This window comes from Paenibacillus sp. CAU 1782 (genome assembly GCF_054551715.1).
Map to the genome: position 1 here is coordinate 174,476 of NZ_JBTOLL010000001.1, position 18,474 is coordinate 192,949.

The following is an 18,474-nucleotide window of genomic DNA, read 5'->3' on the forward strand; positions in this document are numbered from 1 at the left end:
CAAAATCCATACAATAGCCCAAATGCATATCATTATTTTGCGTCTTTCTCCCGATAGAGTATATGTACTGAAAAATACAGGAAATTCAGACTAAAAACAGCATGGGGTGACAGGGATGAAGATTAAGCCGAAACAGGTTTTGGGGGTGCTTGCTGTATTGATGCTGGTTATGATGTTGGCCGCAGCATGCAGCAAAAACAGCGAAAGCAATCAAAAATCAGAGGAAACAGAAAAAACAGAAGAAGGACAAGAAGTATTAAAAGTAGATTGGTGGGGGAATGAGGGAAGGCAGGAACGAACGTTAAAAGCAATTGCGAAATTCGAGGAAAAATATCCCCACATTAAAGTAGAGTGGGAGGATGCGCCGAATTCCACCTATTGGATCAATATCGCAATGAAAACGGCAGATCAGAATATGGCTGACGTTATTCAAATGGATTACAAATATATTGATGAATTTGTTAAAAGGAAGCTGCTGCTGCCGCTGGATGATTTGATTCAACAGGACAAAATCAAAATAGATGATATGGATGTTTCATCCGTAGAGTCGGGTACGGTGGACGGAGGACTGTACGGCATCGTTACCGGTGTTAATGCGCAAAGCTATCTATATGATCCGGCGCTGCTCGCCAAATACAATATCGAACCGCCGGGCGATGGCTACACCTACGAGGATCTGCTCTCCATCAGCCGCAAGCTGAAGGAAGCGGTTGGCGATCCCGGATTTTATCCCATCGGCTCCACATCTTTTGATTTCAGCTATTATTTGCGCCAGCGCGGCGCCTCGATGTATAACGCTGAGGGAACCGGTCTCGGGTACAGCGACGACCAGCTGCTGACAGATTTTCTGACTATGCAAAATCAGTTCATTCAAGAAGAACTGATGGCGCCGGATTGGCTGACGAGCAGCTTCAAGGGCGAAAAGGAGCAGCTCATTTCTAGGGAGCTTGCAGCGTTTCATTCCATAACGAGCAACAATGTTATCGGTTATACCAACGCCGCAGGGAAACCGTTCAAGCTGATGCCGCTTCCGTCTTATGAGGGCGGCCAGGAAGGAAATTATGTAAAACCGTCGATGTTTTTCTCCATCTCTTCCTATACGAAGCAAAGCGAAAATGCGGCTTTGTTTATTGATTTTTTCCTGAACGACACAAGCGCCAACGAAGACTTGCGCGGCGAAAGGGGTGTACCGGCCGTGGCCGGCGTGCGGGAGCATCTGATGTCCATTTTGAAGGAAGAAGAAAGAGAGCAATATCTTTATATGGAGAAGGTTGAGCAGCAATCAAGCCCAATCGATCCTCCGGCTCCTCTTGTATCCGGCAGGGTGGGAACGGTGTTCAGCAAAATTGAAGCCCGATTCAAAAAAGGCGAAATAACGGCGAGCGAAGCGGCAGCGGTGTTCCGGGAGGAAACGGCCGAAATATTCGCCAATTAGCCTTAGCCCAATACGGGCGAAAGCGTTTAACGCGGCATCTGCCAGCTCCTATACAGCTTGGTTTAACATTATAATGAACGGAAGGAACGTGCGACACCCATGAAAATGACCATCAGCAAAAAGCTGTACCTGGGCTTCTCCGCCATTTTGCTGCTGTTGGCAATCAGCTCGGTAACTAACGGATTCCAGATGTTGTCTGTCGAGAGAACCTATCAGGATTTGTTAAGTAATGAAGCTGCATCCGTCAGCTACGTTAAAGATTTAAGCCTTGCGGTTAAGGATGAGGAGCTAAGTATCAACTCCTTTATTGCCAGTGGCGACATTGCCCATATCGAACAATACCGCCTGGCTGTCAAGAATTACAATCGTGTCAGCGCTTTGCTTCAAAGTCTTATTGAAGACAGGGATAAATGGCAAATCCTTCAAGGACTTGACCTGCTGCAGCAGCAGTATACCAGCAATATCGAAAACATGATCGAATACAAGCTGCAAGGCCGCGAAGAGACTTATTTGTCGCTGCTTGCAACAAACGAACCGATCATTCAGAAATTCAGGGAAACGGCTGGACGTTTTGTAGAGCTGCAAGCTCAGGAATTGGATGAAAAGACGGCAAGTGTCGAACAGCAGGTGCACGGCACCCAATTGGCGATTATTTTGTTATCTGTTATCTCCTTGCTGATTGGCGCAGGCATTGCGTATTGGATCGCAAGCAATATAACGAAACCCGTCAAAATATTATCCAGAGCTTCCGAAAAAATCGCGTCCGGCGATTTAACGGGCGAAAATATTGCAATTACCACAAAAGACGAAATTGCGGTATTGTCCACGGCGTTTAATAATATGACCGCCAACTTGCGTAATTTAATTACCAAATTAACGGATAGCGCCCAGCATGTAGCGGCTTCTTCTCAGGAACTAACGGCTGGAGCGGAGCATACGACCAAAGCGACAGAGCAGGTAGTGGGCATTACCGAGCAAGTTTCGGCGGGTTCACAGGAGCAAATGGAGAAAATAAATGAAAGCATGGGCTTTGTGGGCGGGCTTACAATCGAGGCTGGACAAATCGCCGAAAAATCGTTAAGCGTATCGCAGCAATCCCAATATGCGGCGGATGTTTCAAGAGAAGGCAACAACGCCGTCGCCACCGTCATTGAGCAAATGAACCAAATTCAGCATACCGTTGAGGATATCGCGGGCGAAGTTTCGCGGCTTGGCGAACGCTCCAAGGAAATTGGAGAAATCGTGGCGGTCATTTCCGATATTTCCTCTCAAACCAATCTGCTTGCCCTTAATGCAGCGATCGAGGCAGCAAGAGCAGGCGAAGCCGGCCGCGGTTTTGCGGTCGTTGCTACCGAAATCCGCAAGCTGGCGGACCAATCCGCCGGGTCCAGCAAGCAAATCGTTGGACTGGTTCAAAGTATCCAGCAGGATACGGCCAAAACGATTGCGTCGGTGCAAAACGGCATTGCGGTTGTGGAAAGCGGGAAGTCTGCCGTTGCCGCTGCGGGCTCCTCCTTTGACAGCATTCAAAATGCCGTTCAATCCGTTTCGGAGCAAATCCAGACCGTATCGGATGCGGCCCAAAATATGTCGGCTAATACAGAGATTCTGGTTCAAGCCATCAATACGATTCAAAAAATCGCAGACGAAACCTCATCGGGAACGATCAGCGTGTCTGCGGCAACGCAGGAGCAATTGGCAACGATGGAGCAGATTGCGTCTTCCTCCGGCAATTTGACCAAAATGTCGGAAGAGCTGCTGGAACTGGTTGGTTCGTTTAAGGTTTAACGGAAGCCCCTTCCTTTTCTTGTGATTTTGCCTTGGGGCATGATACTATAGGGGCAGATCAGAAGAAAAAGGAAGGGTCACTATGAAAAATGTCATTGCGATATTTACAATTGCGTTTTTGTTGTCAGGTTTGGCAATTTACCAGTATATGAGTAATAACGATTCTTCCCCAAAAGCAGTGGAGGCAGCGGCTGATTTTAAGCCTAAGGCGGGGTATCAGGCGGCTGTCTTCAAACTGCCGAATTTGGAGGATGAAACGGTTGCGGTTGGCGAAGGCGGAGGGTTGGCTTTGGTCAATTTCTGGGCTTCCTGGTGCGGCCCATGCGAGCTGGAAGCTCCCGATTTGCAAAAGCTGCATGAAAATTATGGCAAGGTTATGACGCTATACGGCGTCAACTCCACCAATTACGACAAGGAGCGGGACGCGCGGAAATTTGTTCAGGACCATGGCTTTACGTTTCCGATTCTGATGGACCGCGAAGGCACGGTTACCGGCTTGTACAAGGTCAATACGTTTCCAACGAGCTTTCTGATTGATGCCGATGGCGTGATCAGGGAGCGCATAAACGGCGTGATTACTTATGGTGAATGGGAACGGCTAATCAACAAGTGGGTTAAAACAGGTTCTGAAAATAGTTAACCGGGTTGGACAATAAGCGGCGGCTCCAACATGTCGCTGCGTGAAAAAGCAATGATTCAATAAGGGAGGGGCAGGGTAAATTCCGCATCGGAATTCATCCTGCCCCTCTTTTGCATATGTGCTTAGTGGTTCACCAATCCCAGCCGTTCCGGCACGGGCGGTTTGCCGATTTCTACCCGGTCCATATGCAGCAAGGCATATCGAATGCTGTCCAGCAGCGCTTCCCAGCTTGCTTCAATGACGTTGCTGGATACGCCAACCGTGCTCCACGTGTTATCCAATCCCGTTGATTCGATCAACACGCGAACCTTGGCAGCTGTGGCATCCTTTTCGCTAATGACGCGGACTTTATAGTCGGACAAGTGAATGTCTTCAATTTGCGGATAAAACTGCACCAGCGCCTTCCTCAGTGCATTATCCAGCGCGTTGACCGGGCCGTTGCCTTCTGCGGCGGTATAAACCTGCTGGCCGCCAACGTTTAGTTTGACGATAGCTTCCGAAATCATATTGCCGTTGCTTTTTTCCACATGCATTTTGAATGATTCCACCGTAAAGATGCTGACGGTTTCCGTAAACGCGTCCCGAAGCAGCAGCTCGAGCGAAGCGTCGGCGCCTTCAAATTGATACCCTTGATGCTCAAGCCCTTTGATCCGGTCGATAATTTCTTTTGTTTTTTCATTATTGGCGTTGATATCCAGACCCATTTCAACCGCTTTGGAAATAATGTTGCTTTGTCCCGCCAGCTCCGAGACGAGAATCCGTTGTTTGTTTCCGACAAGCTCCGGTTGAATATGCTCATATGTCTTGGAGTCTTTCATAATAGCCGAAACATGGATCCCGCCTTTGTGAGCGAACGCGGCATTTCCGACAAACGCTTGACCAACCGGCATATGCACATTGGCGATTTCGCTGATGTATCGCGCGGTGCTGGTCAAAGCACGCAGTTTCTCCTCCGGCAGACAGTTATAGCCCAGCTTCAGCTGCAGGTTCGGAATAATGGAGCACAGGTTGGCATTGCCGCAGCGCTCGCCATAACCGTTGATCGTGCCTTGAACCTGGCGAGCCCCCGCCCCGATGGCAGCGAGCGAGTTGGCGACGGCCAATTCGCAGTCATTATGCGTGTGAATACCGATTGGCGCAGAGAGCTCTTGCGCTACGCGGCTTACGATTTCATGTATTTCGCCAGGCATTGTTCCGCCGTTGGTGTCGCATAGGACAAGCCAGTCCGCTCCGCCGTCCTGCGCTTTGCGCAGCGCGGCCAGCGCATATTCCGGGTTATTTTTGTACCCGTCAAAAAAATGCTCCGCATCGTACATCGCTTCCATGCCGGAGCGCTTCAGAAACGCAAAGGAATCGTAAATCATCGCCAGATTTTCCTCCAGCGAGGTTTGCAGGGCGGTATGCACATGGAAATCCCATGCTTTGCCGACGAGGGTTGCTGCCGGAACGCCGGATTCAACGATCCGCAGCAGGCTGGCGTCCTGCTCGGCGATGCTGTTTTTGCGGCGGGTGCTTCCGAAAGCGGTTAACTTGGAAGTAAGCCCCAGTGATTTTGCGCGTTGAAAAAACTCGATATCTTTGCTGTTGCTTCCGGGATTGCCGCCTTCAATATAATGAACGCCCAAAGCGTCAAGCTTCTGGGCAATTTTGAGCTTGTCGTCGGCGGACAGGCTGATGCCTTCGCCTTGCGTCCCGTCGCGAAGCGTCGTGTCAAAAATCGTAATGTTTCCATTCATTAGTTGTGGGGCCCCCTTCAATAAATCAGCGCAAACGCCTGCAGCATGAATAGTAGCGCAAAACCGGCATTCCGCAAGGTAATGACAGGCTGGTTTCGGCGTGGAACCGAACGGCGCCTGTATTCATAATTTTATTATTATACCATCCCAATGCGTCAAAGTAGAGAGGTAAAGTCATTTTTTTGAACGGATACGTAAAAATTAGGGTCGGGGTGTGGAAGCATTGACTTACAGTACGCTTATAGCTATGCTGATTTTATAAGGTTTAGAAACAAATGTTCGGGGAGTGCGGCGGGAAAATGGGAAATGTACAGGAGTATTATCCTTCAAAAGGAAGGGTTATCATTCATGTGGACATGAATGCCTTTTATTGCTCCGTCCACGAAGCGGAAGAACCTGAAGTCTACCTTAATAAGCCAACGGCCGTCTCCGGCAGCGTGGAACAGCGCAAAGGCATCATTGTCACTTGCTCCTATGCGGCCCGCGCCAAAGGGGTAAAAACCGGCATGACGGTCGCGCAGGGATTGAAGCGTTGCCCGGAGCTGATCCTGATCAAACCGGATTTTGAGCTTTACCGCAAATATTCCAGAGGATTTATGGCGATCGCCAGACAATATTCGCCTCTGGTTGAATCCATATCAATAGATGAATGCTATATCGACATCACCGGTTCCAAAATGTTCGGCACGCCGCTGGAGATCGCGGAGGCGCTGCAACTGAGAATCAAAAAGGAATGGCAGCTGCCTTGTTCCATTGGCCTTGCGCCTAACAAGCTACTGGCCAAGATGGCCTCCGACATGAAAAAGCCAAACGGCTTGACGATTCTTCGCATCCGGGATGTGCCCGGGCTACTTTGGCACAAGCCATGCGGCGATATGTACGGCATCGGGGGCAAGACGGCAGAAAAGCTGGCCAAGCTGGGCATTTCAACTATAGGCGAGCTGGCGGCCGCGGAAGAACCCAAGCTGATTAAACATTTTGGCGTAATGGGGGCCTGGATGAAATCGGCGGCGCACGGCATCGATCATTCCCCTGTTAATGGAAATCACGAGCCCAATAAGTCGATCGGCCATACGACGACGCTTCCCTATGATTTTACCGAAGCTGAAGATATATTCAGGGTGCTGCTCAATTTGAGCGATCAGACGGGGCGAAGATTGCGGCGGCAAAAAATGGTGGCATCCACGATTCAGATTACGATTCGCCGACCTGATATGACAACGATCACAAGATCCCATACGCTGCCTGTCCCGACGCAATCCTCCGAGGAAATCAATGCGGAGGCGCGCCGCCTTTTTATGAAGCATTGGACCATGGGAGAGCCGATTAGGCTGTTGGGCGTTGCTTTGCAAAATTTGTCGCCGCTCCAGGACGCCGCGCTTCAACTGGATCTATTTACCTATGAAGAACAGCCAAAGAAAGACGCGCTCATAAAAGCGATGGATAAGCTGAGGGACAAATACGGAGAAGACGCTGTTTTGACGGCGGGTATGCTGGGCGATGATCCCTCTGCCTTAATCAGGAATAAGCGAATTCGCGGAACCTCCTTGCAAAAGGATGATAGTTTGTTATATATTGATGATTGAAGCTTTCAGACAGGGGCATCGCCAAGGTAGGTGCTAGACGGATTTTTCCGTATTTCATAAGGAGGGAAACAACATGGCCAAGTTTACATGGGTAGAGAAAGATACCTGTATCGCTTGCGGCGCTTGCGGAGCAACAGCTCCAGACATTTACGATTACGATGACGAGGGATTGGCAGAAGTCATTTTCGACGGCGACAAAAACCGCGGCGTGACGGCAATTCCTGACGATATGTTTGATGATCTGCAAGATGCATGCGACGGCTGCCCGACAGATTCCATCAAAATCGCCGACGAGCCGTTTAACGCAGAAGGCTAATTGAGGGAGCTCGCTTAGTTAAAAAATGGCATACAGAATGACACACAGGCTGGAAACAGCTTTGTGTGTCATTTTTTTTATGCCAATGGCTTGCGGCCATTTGTTATAGTATGGATTCATAGCAGGAGGAAAGTTATGATCCCAAAATTAGGATATACCGCAATTGATCGATTGTTAATCATTAATGGAGACGATTTTGGGATGAGCAAAGGAAGCAATGAGGCCATAGTTAAGGCTCGAAACAGAAATCAGTGCTTGACTTCGATAGAGTACAAACGCTGAGGGACAAGTGGCTTCTGATTGCCGAATTCGACTTGTAAACATTACGCAGCATCTTTGTGGGGTGCAGGGCTGGAAGTTAGCTGCACGTTATGGACATCCATGACCGTTAAAGCCTTGTATTGATGCAATATCCATTTTTAAAGGTCATCCATGACCGTAAAAGCTTACACTCATCCCCAAACCGCGGCTTTTGAGCGTCTAAAGGACACGAGTGACCGTTAGCTGAAGCCAATGCATCCATTTGGGGCTCTAGCGGTCATCGGTGACCGTTAGGCGGGCAAAAGGCAGCTGTCGAAGTCCATTTTGAAAAAAAAGCTATCGTCTTCCGTGTTTAACACTACCCCCTGTCATTCAGGGAAATCTGGGAACAACTGCGCTCGGATGAACTTTTCACATGGCGTTGCTGTTCGCAAAATTTTTTTGTTAATTTATATATCTGACTTCAGCCATATGGATATTTATCTAGCAAGTGCCGATATACTTCTTAGAATAGATAAAGAAACAGGCTGGAGGGATGCGCGTGAATAAGCCGGAAGACGTACTTTATTTGAAGCAGTTCGTGAAGCAGCATCCAAACAACCAGATGGGCTGGTATCTGCTAGGCAAACATTACCGAGAGGTTGGCAAGGAGGGCAAAGCCAACTATTGCTTTATACAAGCAGGCAATATCTATGAAGCGTTTGAAGAAGAAACGCATCCCATCGCGCTTGCGGAACAGCAGCTCGCAAGCCTGAAGGATTGGGAGAAGAAACAAAAGAAAAAACGACGGGCCTGGCGGGTCGCGTTGCTTGCTTTGCCGCTCCTGCTGCTTGCGCTTGTTGCGCCTGCGCAGCATTATTTGGGCGACAAATCCTCGCCGGAGGAAGACGATGCCGTTGCAGTCGCGCCGCTTTCGGATCCTGAGCTTGGCGTATTGTTTGTGCCTAAAAAAGAAATAAGGCCGGTTGGTTATGCGCTAAACGGAATTATTGCGGCAGGAAATGCCGCTCCGGACCAATCCTTTGCGATTACGCTGGATGAGCAAGAGGGGTGGCGCAGCTGGCTGGGCAACGCCAAGTTCTGGCTGTCGGCTACAAAAGGCGAAGGCCAGGGTAAATTTGATGTTGCGATGATGGATCGGGACGCCTGTCAATGCGAGCCAGGCGACAGTATGAAATTAAAGTCGCAATTTGGCGCATGGCAAGCCGACCAGGAGCTGCATTGGACAGTAATGAGCGGTATTCAGCACTACAAGCGCATTTACGGCAAATGGCCGGGCGGCTCGTCCGATTTGGTGCGGCCATATCCCAATAATGTATTGTCGGGCGATGCCAAGGAAATGGAAGCCGTTTTTGCACGGGTATTGGCAAAGCTGAAGGAACAGGAGCAGGGGACAAGCGACGGAGATAGCAGTTCCGGCAACGACAACAGCAATAGCTCCGGCAGCGGAAAATCATCGGTTATCGGCTCAAACGGGCTTTTCCAAGGAGATTGGTCGAAACCGCTGGAAATCATTATCGACACATCTAATCACACGTTGGCGGTCGTTCAGAATGATCTGGTCATCAGGAGCTACAAAGTAGGGCTGGGAGGCGACAGAACGCCGGAAGGAACCTTTTATATCGGCGAGAAGGTCAGGGACCCGCAGAGCGAAGACGAAGGCATCTTCGGAACAAGAGGGATGACGTTGTCCAATACGCTGTATGCCATTCACGGCACCAATAAGCCGGACAGCATCGGCAAGGATGAATCATTGGGCTGTATTCGGATGTATAACGAGGATGTAGAGGAATTATTCGACATGGTGCCCCTTGGGACAACGGTCAAAATTAAAAACGGGAGTCTTCCATCCCGGGCCGAGACGCCTGAAAAAAGATTCAAGCTACAGCCCCAGCAAAATGAAAGCAATCCCGCTAAAGTGTATAAATGGCTGACATAATGATTAGGATGTAAAAATAAGAAGCGCGGAGACGGCGATGATGACGACACCGACTGAAGCAGCGATCCAGATCAGCGCTTTCTTATTGACCTCTTCTTTTGGTTTTTGCTTCATAGTGGCGGGTTTTCTTTTGGCAGCACTCATCATACATACAACCTTTCTGATTCGGATTTCAATTTCCTTCTATAATTATATATTGTAATCGTTTTCGACTTCTGCCGCAATATGACAGGCCGGCAAATACCGGGTTGTACTCCGTTGCGGCTCTTTTCTTTTTGTGCCAAAAGGGATAAACTGTTCGATAGAGTATAAATTTCGGAACGGAGTGACCGGTTTGCTATATACATCCATACTTAAGCCGCTTTTTTTCAAAATGGATCCCGAGAAGGCCCATCATCTCGTCGTGGACGGGCTGGCTGCGGCCAGCGCGATTCCGGGAGCCACCTCCATCATGAATGCCATGTATGGCGTACCGGCTTCGCCCGAACTGCAAACGGAGCTTTTTGGCATTACTTTTCCGCATCCCGTAGGACTTGCGGCGGGGCTGGACAAAAACGGTACGGCTAGCGACGGCTTCTCCAGCATCGGCTTTGGTTTTGCGGAGGTAGGGACAGTAACTCCGAAGGGGCAGCCGGGCAATCCGCAGCCTCGTTTATTCCGCCTTCCGCCCGACGAAGCGCTTATTAACCGCATGGGCTTTAACAATTACGGCGCGGCGGCGATGAAAGAACGTTTGGACAAGCGCAAAGTGCATCGCGTGCCGATTGCAGTGAATATCGGTAAAAACAAGGATACGCCTAACGAGCTGGCGGCAGAGGACTATCGGTCATGCATTTCCGTTCTGTACGACTGCGGCGATTTCTTTGTCGTTAATATCAGTTCCCCTAACACCCAAGGCTTGCGCGATTTGCAGCATGGCAACGAACTGAGAGAGCTGCTGCAAGCGGTTAAGGACGAAATAACCGTCCAGGCCCAAAAGCGGGGCGCGGCGCCTAAACCGGTTTTGGTCAAAATAGCGCCCGACATGTCTCAGGACCAATTGGAGCATACCGTACATACGATAAAGGAAAGCGGGGTTGCCGGTATCATTGCAACCAATACGACCTTGTCTCGGGACGGGCTGACTCACGCCAACTCGTCCGAGACGGGAGGTCTAAGCGGCAAGCCGCTGCGCGACCGTTCCACGGAGGTTATAGCCGCCATTTACAGGCAGAGTAAAGGGACGATTCCCATAATCGGTTCCGGCGGCATTTTTACGGCACAGGACGCATACGATAAAATTCGCGCGGGTTCGTCACTCGTGGAAATTTATACCGCATTGATCTATAAGGGACCGGGAGTGCTGCGAGAGCTGACAAGCGGTCTTACGGAATGTTTGAAAAAGGATGGCTACCGCAACATTGCCGAAGCAGTGGGGGCAGATCATCGTTAGAAACAGGAGGCGGCCGGATGGACGGTAGAGACTGGAGTCTATTTCTACAGCCCTATGAACAAGCAGTTGAAGAATTAAAAGTAAAATTCAAAACCATGCGCACGGAGCTCAAATTGAGAGAGGCTTATGCGCCGATTGAATTCGTAACGGGACGGGTCAAAAAAATATCCAGCATTTTGGAGAAGGCGAAACGGCTGAACGTGCCCTCGGATCAGCTCGACGCCGGAATTGAAGATATTGCGGGTATTCGAATCATGTGCCAATTTGTGGACGATATATACCGGGTGGCGGCGCTCATCCGCAATCGCAAGGACTTGGAGCTGGTATACGAAAAGGATTATATCGCCAACTACAAGGACAGCGGTTATCGAAGCTATCACATTATTGTCAAATATCCCGTTCAGACGGCATTGGGTTATAAGGAAGTGCTGGCTGAAATTCAAATAAGAACGCTCGCCATGAATTTCTGGGCAACGATTGAGCATTCCCTTAATTACAAGTTTAAGGAAAGTTTGCCCGAAGACGTCAAAAGCCGGTTGAAAAAGGCCGCCGAAGCGGCATTTTTGCTGGATACGGAAATGACCAGCATCCGCATGGAAATATTGGATGCCCAGACGGAGTTTGAGGAGCATTCCAATATCGTAACAAAAGTGCTGAGCGGCATCCAAAATTTATACTTCTATCACCGGGTACGGGAAGCAGCTCATTTTCAGATGAAATTTAACGAGTTGTTCGAGCAAGAGGATTATTTTGGACTTCAAGCGTTGTCCGCAGATATTCAATCATCCATCGGGAAGGCCAAAAAAAGCGCCAACCATGATTGATGGCCCAGAAAAGAGTATTCAACCGCTAGATTAGCGGTGTATCAGATCGGGCTGCCAGATCAGCCGTGATAAGCCAAACAGCCTCCGTCAGCCCTCCCGATCGGGGGGACTGCGGAGGCTGTTTGCCTGACTTGGGGATGCGGGGGACAGGACGGTTCAGGATTGTCCGGAGGTTTTGGGTTTAAACTTCGCATCAATGGCTTCGCGAATTTCATCGAGGTTTTTGCCCTGCTTCTTAAGGGCTATCACTTCTTCCATTTCCTTTTTGCAAATGCCGCAGCCCGTGCTGTGGTCGGTCCAGGTTACAGCTCCTTCATCGGCGGGATGCTCTGCCCAATAGCAGCGAAGCAAGGAATCATGGGGGTCGTCGGTCTCAGTTCCTTGCATGCAGCCGCAATAGCAATTCAAACCGCTCATAATGTCGGAGTGGTTGTGAACCTGGGCATACAGCTCTTTTGTCAGCTTTGTATGCTCGTCCAAAAAGCCTGGCAACGTTTCCGACGATGCGGTGGTTTGCCAGTGCTCGGAGCCGTGCAGCTCGGCGTGGCTGCCCTCCTCCTTGGCAAGACCGCAGGCGGTCAGCAGCGTAATTAGCGCAAAGCCGAACACCAAGGCGTACATGATGCCGCGCGGCGTGAATCGAAATTGTCCCTCGGAGCCGCCCGGCGTTGATTTACGCCCTTTGCCGTTCTCTGGAGTTTCCGATTGATGGCTGTTTTGACTCACTGAGCCTCAGCTCCCGAATATTTGGTGAAGAAGCTTCGGAAGTCATCGATCGTGTAACCGACATCCGTGCCTTCTTCTCTTATCCCGCTTTCCATACGGTCTACTTCAACGCCGTCTTTGAAGTAAAGCAGAGTAGGCGTATAATTAATATTCAGCTTGTTATTGTATGCGGGGAATTCAAGCAAATTAAACTTCGGCATGTCGATGCCAAGCTCTTGGACCAGCGGCACCAGCAGCGGCGTTGTATATTTGCAATAGCTGCATGAAGCGGAGAACATGTAAACGAAGAAATCCTCTTTGTCCGCGATCTTCTTGTCCAATTCCGCCGGCAATATGATATTCTGGTAATTGGGATCATCGAGCTGGGCGCGTGTTGCAGGGTTAAGATCATTTACTTTTTTGTCGTAAAGCGCATTTACGGGACCCATGTTGCTGATTGCAAAAATGGATCCGAACAGAACCACGACAATAGCGATGTACACATAAATCATCGGAAATTTTTTCTTTTTGCTCACTGTTTTTTTCATTAGCTTGCTTACCTCCGGAAAGTTTGGATGAATGCCGTGATAGATCGCACACTGCACTTACTTTTTATTATATACCAAACTAGAGTGGGTTTGTAAATGACAGCGGAGCGCGAAGATCGGCGCAGGAGGACAAGCATATGAACGAAATATTGCCGGCAGCGTTTCTGGACAAAATGAAAGGGCTGCTTGGCGCGGAATATGAACAATTTGTGAAATCCTATTATTCTCCTCGGGCTTACGGGCTTAGAATCAATCCTTTAAAGCTGGATGCGGGAAAATGGCATGAGCTGACGCCGTCGGAAGGAGAAACGCGGCCCATCGCCTGGAGCAGAGACGGCTTCTACTACTCCGAGGATGAAAGGCCCGGCACCCACCCCTACTACAATGCCGGCTTATATTACATTCAGGAGCCAAGCGCCATGCTGCCTGTGGAATTATTGGATGTGCGGCCTGGCCATAGGGTGCTTGATTTGTGCGCGGCCCCCGGAGGGAAATCCGTTCAGATCGGCGGACGGCTGATGGGCAGAGGCGTGCTTGTCTCGAACGACAATGCTTATGAACGGACGAAACCGCTGGCCAAAAATATAGCTATGGCCGGCATTCGCAACGCTGTTGTATTCAATGAGGAACCGGAACGGCTTGCCCGCCTTTTCACCGGCTGGTTTGACCGGATATTGGTGGATGCTCCATGCTCCGGCGAAGGCATGTTTCGCAAGGACGAAAGCATGGCGGCGTCATGGGAGAGGCATTCGGTTGAACGCTGCTCTGCCATGCAAAGAGACATCTTGGTCCATGCCGCAGCTATGCTGGCTCCCGGCGGACAGCTCCTGTATTCCACCTGCACATTTTCGCCGGAGGAAAACGAAGAGCAAATCGCAGCTTTTTTGGCTGAGAATCGAGATTTTACAGTTGTGCCCGTAAAGCCTGTGCATGGTCTCCAGCAGGGCCGGCCCGATTGGATTGGGGCAGAGATTGCGGAGCGGGCGGGGAAAGACATAACGGACAGCTTAAAGGGCGCGGTCCGAATTTGGCCGCATCATACAGTTGGCGAAGGCCATTTTGCTGTGCTGCTCGCTAAGGCTGGGGATTCGGCTGCAGCTGAATATTCCGACAGGGATAACAGTCGGGATAATGCCGATACAGCATTAGGAAGCCGTGATTTGGAGCCCTCCTCCACCAAAAGAGGAAAAGCTCCTGGAGGAGGACGGGGAGAAGCGGCATTGCTTGCTTCAGCGCGGAAGCAGGGTGGCGGGTACGCGGACTCGCCGAAAAATCGCAATGGCCGAAAGCAGCGCCATGGAGAAAACCATCATGCGTCTCGCGTTGAAATGACGGACCCCATAGCCTTGTGGGAGGACTTTTGCCGTGAACATCTGCTGCTTGACGCGCCCGATGATGCGGTCATGGAAGCTTTTCAGGAGAAGGTTTATTACAGACATCGCGCCTTGCCTCCATTGGAGGGGCTTAAAGTGATTCGCGGGGGCTGGCTGCTTGGCGAAGCCAAAAAAAACCGGTTTGTTCCGTCCCAGCCGCTGGCGATGGGATTAACAGAAGAGCAGGCGGCGCGAAGCGTAAGCTGGAGCAGTCAGGACGATCGGGTAGCCCGATTTTTGCGGGGTGAAACTTTGTTTGTGGAGCCGGAGGAGCTGGCTCTTCGGAACGGTGCGCCCGCTAAAGGATATTTATTGGTATGCGTGGACGGCTTCCCGCTTGGATGGGGAAAATACGTCGACGGAATGTTGAAAAATGAGTTGGCTGCAGGCTGGAGGCGAATATAAATGACGGAACGTCTGCGCATCGACAAGCTGCTAGCCCATTCGGGCTGCGGCACACGAAGCGAAATTAAGCGATATGTCAAAGCGGGCATGGTCACTGTGGATGGGATAACGGTCAAGGATAGCGGGTTAATCGTAAATCCTTCCGAGCAAGTCATCGCTTTTCAAGGCGAACAAGTGCATTACCGCAGCGTGGTTTATTTTATGCTGAACAAGCCGCAAGGCGTCATATCCGCAACGGAGGATGCCAGGGACAAAACCGTGATCGACTTGCTCAAGCCGGAAGATACGCTGCCGGGACCGTTCCCGGTTGGCAGGCTGGACAAGGATACTGTCGGGTTGCTGCTGTTGACCAATGATGGAGCTTTGGCGCATGATTTATTGTCGCCGCGCAAACACGTTGTCAAAACGTATGAAGCTACGGTGCGCGGAAAAGTGACTGGCGAAGATATAGCGGCATTTTCGGAAGGCGTCGAGCTTGAGGATGGCTATATGACGATGCCCGCCGAGCTGCAAATTCTTAATGCGGATAGTGATGAAGAAGGCGACTTAACCTATATCTCGCTGAAAATCAAGGAGGGCAAGTTTCATCAGGTTAAACGGATGTTCCAAGCCGTCGGCAAAACCGTCCTTACATTAAAGCGGGTAACGATGGGGCCCTTGGTTCTGGATGAGGAGCTTGCAGAAGGACAATACAGAGAACTCAGCCAGGAAGAATTGCTTAGCCTGAAGGAGCTTCAAGGCGGTAAACAGGGGAAAGCATGAAAGAGAGACGGGAGTGGGAGAGATGAAGGGGAAATTTGGAATCATTGCATTGGACGTGGATGGAACGCTGCTGAATGACGATCATGCCTTGTTGCCCGAGGTAAAGGACGCAGTCCGCGAAGCGGCGCAAACGGGCGCCGAAATTGTATTATGCACGGGCAGAGGACCGAGAGCCGCCATGCCGATTATGGAAGAGCTTGGTCTGGCGGGCACGATGATTGTCCATAATGGAGGGGCAACCGTATCGTCCAGCGACAACCATGTCATCGCCCAGTTTACGATGGATAATGAAAAGCTGAAGCTGTTCCTTGACACGTGCCGCCGCGAGGGTCTTCAGTTTGACTTGAATACAGCTTTTGACGTGATGGTAGAGCAGCTTTCGGAGCAGGCAAAAGCGATTTATCAGCATCTGAACGTTGAACCTGTTGTGCTGAATAGCGGCGACCCGCTGCCTGAAGGCTTGATCAAAATGTCTGTATTTGGCCCAATGGAGGGGATCGACGAGGTTCAGCGGTATTGGGAAAATCTCGCGCCGACCCTGCAAATTATTCGCAGCGGGGATTTTTTCATTGATATCCAGCATCCCGGAGCAAGCAAAGGCGATGCATTAAAAGAGCTGGCTTTGCAAAGAGGCATGCCGCGTGAACGCATATTTGCCATCGGCAATTATTATAATGATATTTCCATGCTTCAGTTTGCCGGCCTTGGCATAGCAATGGACAATTCCCCGGATGCAGTCAAAGCGGCGGCTGACGCCGTTTGCGGCAGCAACAACGACGCCGGAGCCGCAGCGGCGCTGCGACGGTACGTGCTGGGGGAAAATTGCTAGGGGATTGCAAACACATCCTAGCATGCGCAGAAGGACCTCGATTCCCGCTTTTGAGCGGAGACCGGGGTCCTTTGTTTTTCTAGTTCATATAATAGGTTTGCAAGGCTTCCTTAATGTTTAGAGGATTCCTCATCAGATCTTTGGCGCTAAAAAATACGTCGCCGCTGATTTGAGGATATTGCTTGTTGTAGTGCAGCTGGTTAATGAGCTCCTGCGCGCTGTCCCATCCGGCCTCTTTTGTTCCCAGCTTGTATGGAGAATGTCCGATATATAAGTCCACCCCGGTGCCTTGCACCTCTTGCGCCCACCAATCTACCAATTTATCATATCTCGCTGCCGGAAATGAAAGGCTCCAATAGATTTGCGGATTAATATAATCGACCCAGCCTTGCTTTATCCAGGTACGGACATCGGCAAACATGCTGTCGTAGGCGGTTACGCCGGCTTTGGTTTCGGAGCCGGTCGCGTCAGTCGCCTGGTTGCGCCAAACGCCAAAGGGGCTGATGCCGTAACTGACCTCGGGATTGACCGCGTTTATGGCTTGCCCAAGATCCCGGACAAATACGTTGATGTTATTGCGGCGCCAGTCGGCCTTTGTTCGGAATTGCTCCGAATTAAAAGCTTTATAGGCGGCATCATCGGCAAACGAAACATTGGATGGATAGAAGTAATCATCCAGATGAACGCCGTCAACCTTATAATTTTGAACCACTTCGATAATAGAATCTATAATATGTTGTCTCGCTTGCGGCACTCCCGGGTTAATGTACAGCTTGTTGCTTGCATTAACAATCCAGTCCGGCTGCTGCTTTGCAATATGATCGGAGGACAATTTCTCCAGCTTTGCGTCAACGCTGGCACGGAAAGGATTGAACCAGGCGTGGAACTCCATGTCCCGCTTATGCGTTTCTTCAATCATGAGCGCCAGAGGGTCATATCCGGGATCGCGTCCTTGAGTGCCGGTCAATGATGTCGCCCAGGGAACGAGCCGGGAGGGATAGATGGCATCGGCTGCGGCACGAACCTGAACAAACACGGCGTTCATGCCTAATGCCTGCAATTCATCAAGCAGCTTCCGATATTCGTCCATTTGCTTGGTCGCATTGCCATAGGACGATTGGGATGGCCAATCCAAATTATAGACGGTTGAAATCCAGACGCCGCGCAATTCGGCTTTCTCCGTTTGATCATTGTTTTCATCCACCCCGCCTTGATCCGGGGGCTTGGGGGCGATGTTTTGCGTCGTCAGCGTGATTCTGCGAAGCTCCTGGTTCCATTCTACCTTTAATCCCAATTGCTCGCTGACAAAACGGAGCGGGACCATCATTCGGCTGTTTTTGAGCTCCACCGAAGCATCCAAAGGGATTTCTTGCCCGTTGACCATAGCTGTTTTGGAGCCTTTTTTCATAATCATGTATGTATTTTCTTTGCCGACGATAACGACCTGCTGGTCCTGTTCATTCCAAATGACTTTAGCGCCTAATTCTTCGCTAATAACGCGCAAGGGCACCATCGTCACATAAACCGCCGGCAGAATATAAGGCGGGACATCGCTTTGAATCACTTTCCCGTCCAGCAAAATCTGGATTTCCTTGCTGCCGCTGTTTGCTCCATTAGGCAACGATGCGGCTTCGGCGGACGGGATGGCAAATGCCAAAAACATCATCGTTATCAGCAGCCAGCCGACCGTCTTTCTTGCTTTCATTTTTTGAAAACCTCCTGTTTCGATTGCTAGATTTGAACTGTTTTGCAGTTAGACGCAAAAAGGGGCGTGTTTGTTGCGGAGAATCTATTCAAATTGCATAGAAAACCCCCTTTTGCGAAACGATGGAATCATCGCTGCAAAAGGGGGAGTTCATGTGCGCTGGAGCCGTCTGGCCCTAACGCGATTTCAC

The 18,474-nt window shown here is 50.3% G+C and carries 15 protein-coding genes; 11 read left to right on the plus strand and 4 right to left on the minus strand.

The features are described 5' to 3' along the window. Positions 1 to 115 precede the first annotated feature (115 nt). From ACX93W_RS00840 to ACX93W_RS00850, 3 genes are all read left to right on the plus strand, one after another. A complete protein-coding gene (locus tag ACX93W_RS00840) occupies positions 116 to 1,435 on the plus strand; it encodes an ABC transporter substrate-binding protein (RefSeq protein ID WP_459390430.1) in 1,320 nt (439 codons plus the stop codon). Positions 1,436 to 1,534: 99 nt separating this feature from the next. Then, positions 1,535 to 3,223, plus strand: coding sequence for a methyl-accepting chemotaxis protein (locus ACX93W_RS00845; protein ID WP_459390431.1), 1,689 nt, complete (start codon positions 1,535 to 1,537; stop codon positions 3,221 to 3,223). Between the two features lie 82 nt (positions 3,224 to 3,305). Then, positions 3,306 to 3,863 carry a TlpA family protein disulfide reductase gene (locus tag ACX93W_RS00850; protein WP_459390432.1) on the plus strand — a complete coding sequence of 186 codons (558 nt, stop codon included), beginning with the start codon at positions 3,306 to 3,308 and terminating at the stop codon, positions 3,861 to 3,863. 122 nt (positions 3,864 to 3,985) lie between these two features. On the opposite strand, the gene cimA is transcribed toward ACX93W_RS00850, so the two are convergent. Further along, positions 3,986 to 5,599 carry a citramalate synthase gene (cimA, locus tag ACX93W_RS00855; RefSeq protein ID WP_459390433.1) on the minus strand — a complete coding sequence of 538 codons (1,614 nt, stop codon included), beginning with the start codon at positions 5,597 to 5,599 and terminating at the stop codon, positions 3,986 to 3,988. Positions 5,600 to 5,898: 299 nt separating this feature from the next. Between cimA and ACX93W_RS00860 the strand changes: the two genes are divergently transcribed. From ACX93W_RS00860 to ACX93W_RS00880, 5 genes are all read left to right on the plus strand, one after another. Then, positions 5,899 to 7,185 (plus strand): DNA polymerase IV, encoded by a 1,287-nt coding sequence (locus tag ACX93W_RS00860; protein ID WP_459390434.1) that lies wholly within the window; start codon positions 5,899 to 5,901, stop codon positions 7,183 to 7,185. 73 nt (positions 7,186 to 7,258) lie between these two features. Next, positions 7,259 to 7,501, plus strand: coding sequence for a ferredoxin (locus ACX93W_RS00865; RefSeq protein ID WP_459390435.1), 243 nt, complete (start codon positions 7,259 to 7,261; stop codon positions 7,499 to 7,501). 802 nt (positions 7,502 to 8,303) lie between these two features. Next, positions 8,304 to 9,701, plus strand: coding sequence for a L,D-transpeptidase (locus tag ACX93W_RS00870; RefSeq protein ID WP_459390436.1), 1,398 nt, complete (start codon positions 8,304 to 8,306; stop codon positions 9,699 to 9,701). 334 nt (positions 9,702 to 10,035) lie between these two features. Further along, positions 10,036 to 11,133: a quinone-dependent dihydroorotate dehydrogenase gene (locus ACX93W_RS00875; protein ID WP_459390437.1), complete on the plus strand. Its 1,098-nt coding sequence runs from the start codon at positions 10,036 to 10,038 to the stop codon at positions 11,131 to 11,133. 17 nt (positions 11,134 to 11,150) lie between these two features. After that, on the plus strand, positions 11,151 to 11,957 hold the full coding sequence (locus ACX93W_RS00880) for a GTP pyrophosphokinase (RefSeq protein WP_459390438.1): 807 nt from the start codon (positions 11,151 to 11,153) through the stop codon (positions 11,955 to 11,957). Between the two features lie 156 nt (positions 11,958 to 12,113). On the opposite strand, the gene ACX93W_RS00885 is transcribed toward ACX93W_RS00880, so the two are convergent. Both ACX93W_RS00885 and ACX93W_RS00890 read right to left on the minus strand, forming a co-directional pair. Continuing rightward, complete coding sequence (locus ACX93W_RS00885) at positions 12,114 to 12,683, minus strand: PCYCGC motif-containing (lipo)protein (protein WP_459390439.1); 570 nt, start codon at positions 12,681 to 12,683, stop codon at positions 12,114 to 12,116. Beyond that, positions 12,680 to 13,210, minus strand: a complete 531-nt coding sequence (locus ACX93W_RS00890) for a thioredoxin family protein (protein WP_459390440.1) — start codon at positions 13,208 to 13,210, stop codon at positions 12,680 to 12,682. The genes ACX93W_RS00885 and ACX93W_RS00890 overlap by 4 nt, the downstream gene beginning before the upstream one ends. Before the next feature lie 137 nt (positions 13,211 to 13,347). Between ACX93W_RS00890 and ACX93W_RS00895 the strand changes: the two genes are divergently transcribed. The 3 genes from ACX93W_RS00895 to ACX93W_RS00905 are packed head-to-tail and all read left to right on the plus strand — an operon-like array spanning position 13,348 to position 16,579. Continuing rightward, complete coding sequence (locus ACX93W_RS00895) at positions 13,348 to 14,988, plus strand: RsmB/NOP family class I SAM-dependent RNA methyltransferase (RefSeq protein WP_459390441.1); 1,641 nt, start codon at positions 13,348 to 13,350, stop codon at positions 14,986 to 14,988. Continuing rightward, positions 14,989 to 15,750 carry a pseudouridine synthase gene (locus ACX93W_RS00900; RefSeq protein WP_459390442.1) on the plus strand — a complete coding sequence of 254 codons (762 nt, stop codon included), beginning with the start codon at positions 14,989 to 14,991 and terminating at the stop codon, positions 15,748 to 15,750. 22 nt (positions 15,751 to 15,772) lie between these two features. Continuing rightward, positions 15,773 to 16,579 (plus strand): Cof-type HAD-IIB family hydrolase, encoded by an 807-nt coding sequence (locus ACX93W_RS00905; protein WP_459390443.1) that lies wholly within the window; start codon positions 15,773 to 15,775, stop codon positions 16,577 to 16,579. Between the two features lie 79 nt (positions 16,580 to 16,658). Here ACX93W_RS00905 and ACX93W_RS00910 read toward each other — a convergent pair whose 3' ends face one another. Continuing rightward, positions 16,659 to 18,284, minus strand: coding sequence for a family 10 glycosylhydrolase (locus ACX93W_RS00910; RefSeq protein WP_459390444.1), 1,626 nt, complete (start codon positions 18,282 to 18,284; stop codon positions 16,659 to 16,661). Positions 18,285 to 18,474: the final 190 nt, after the last annotated feature.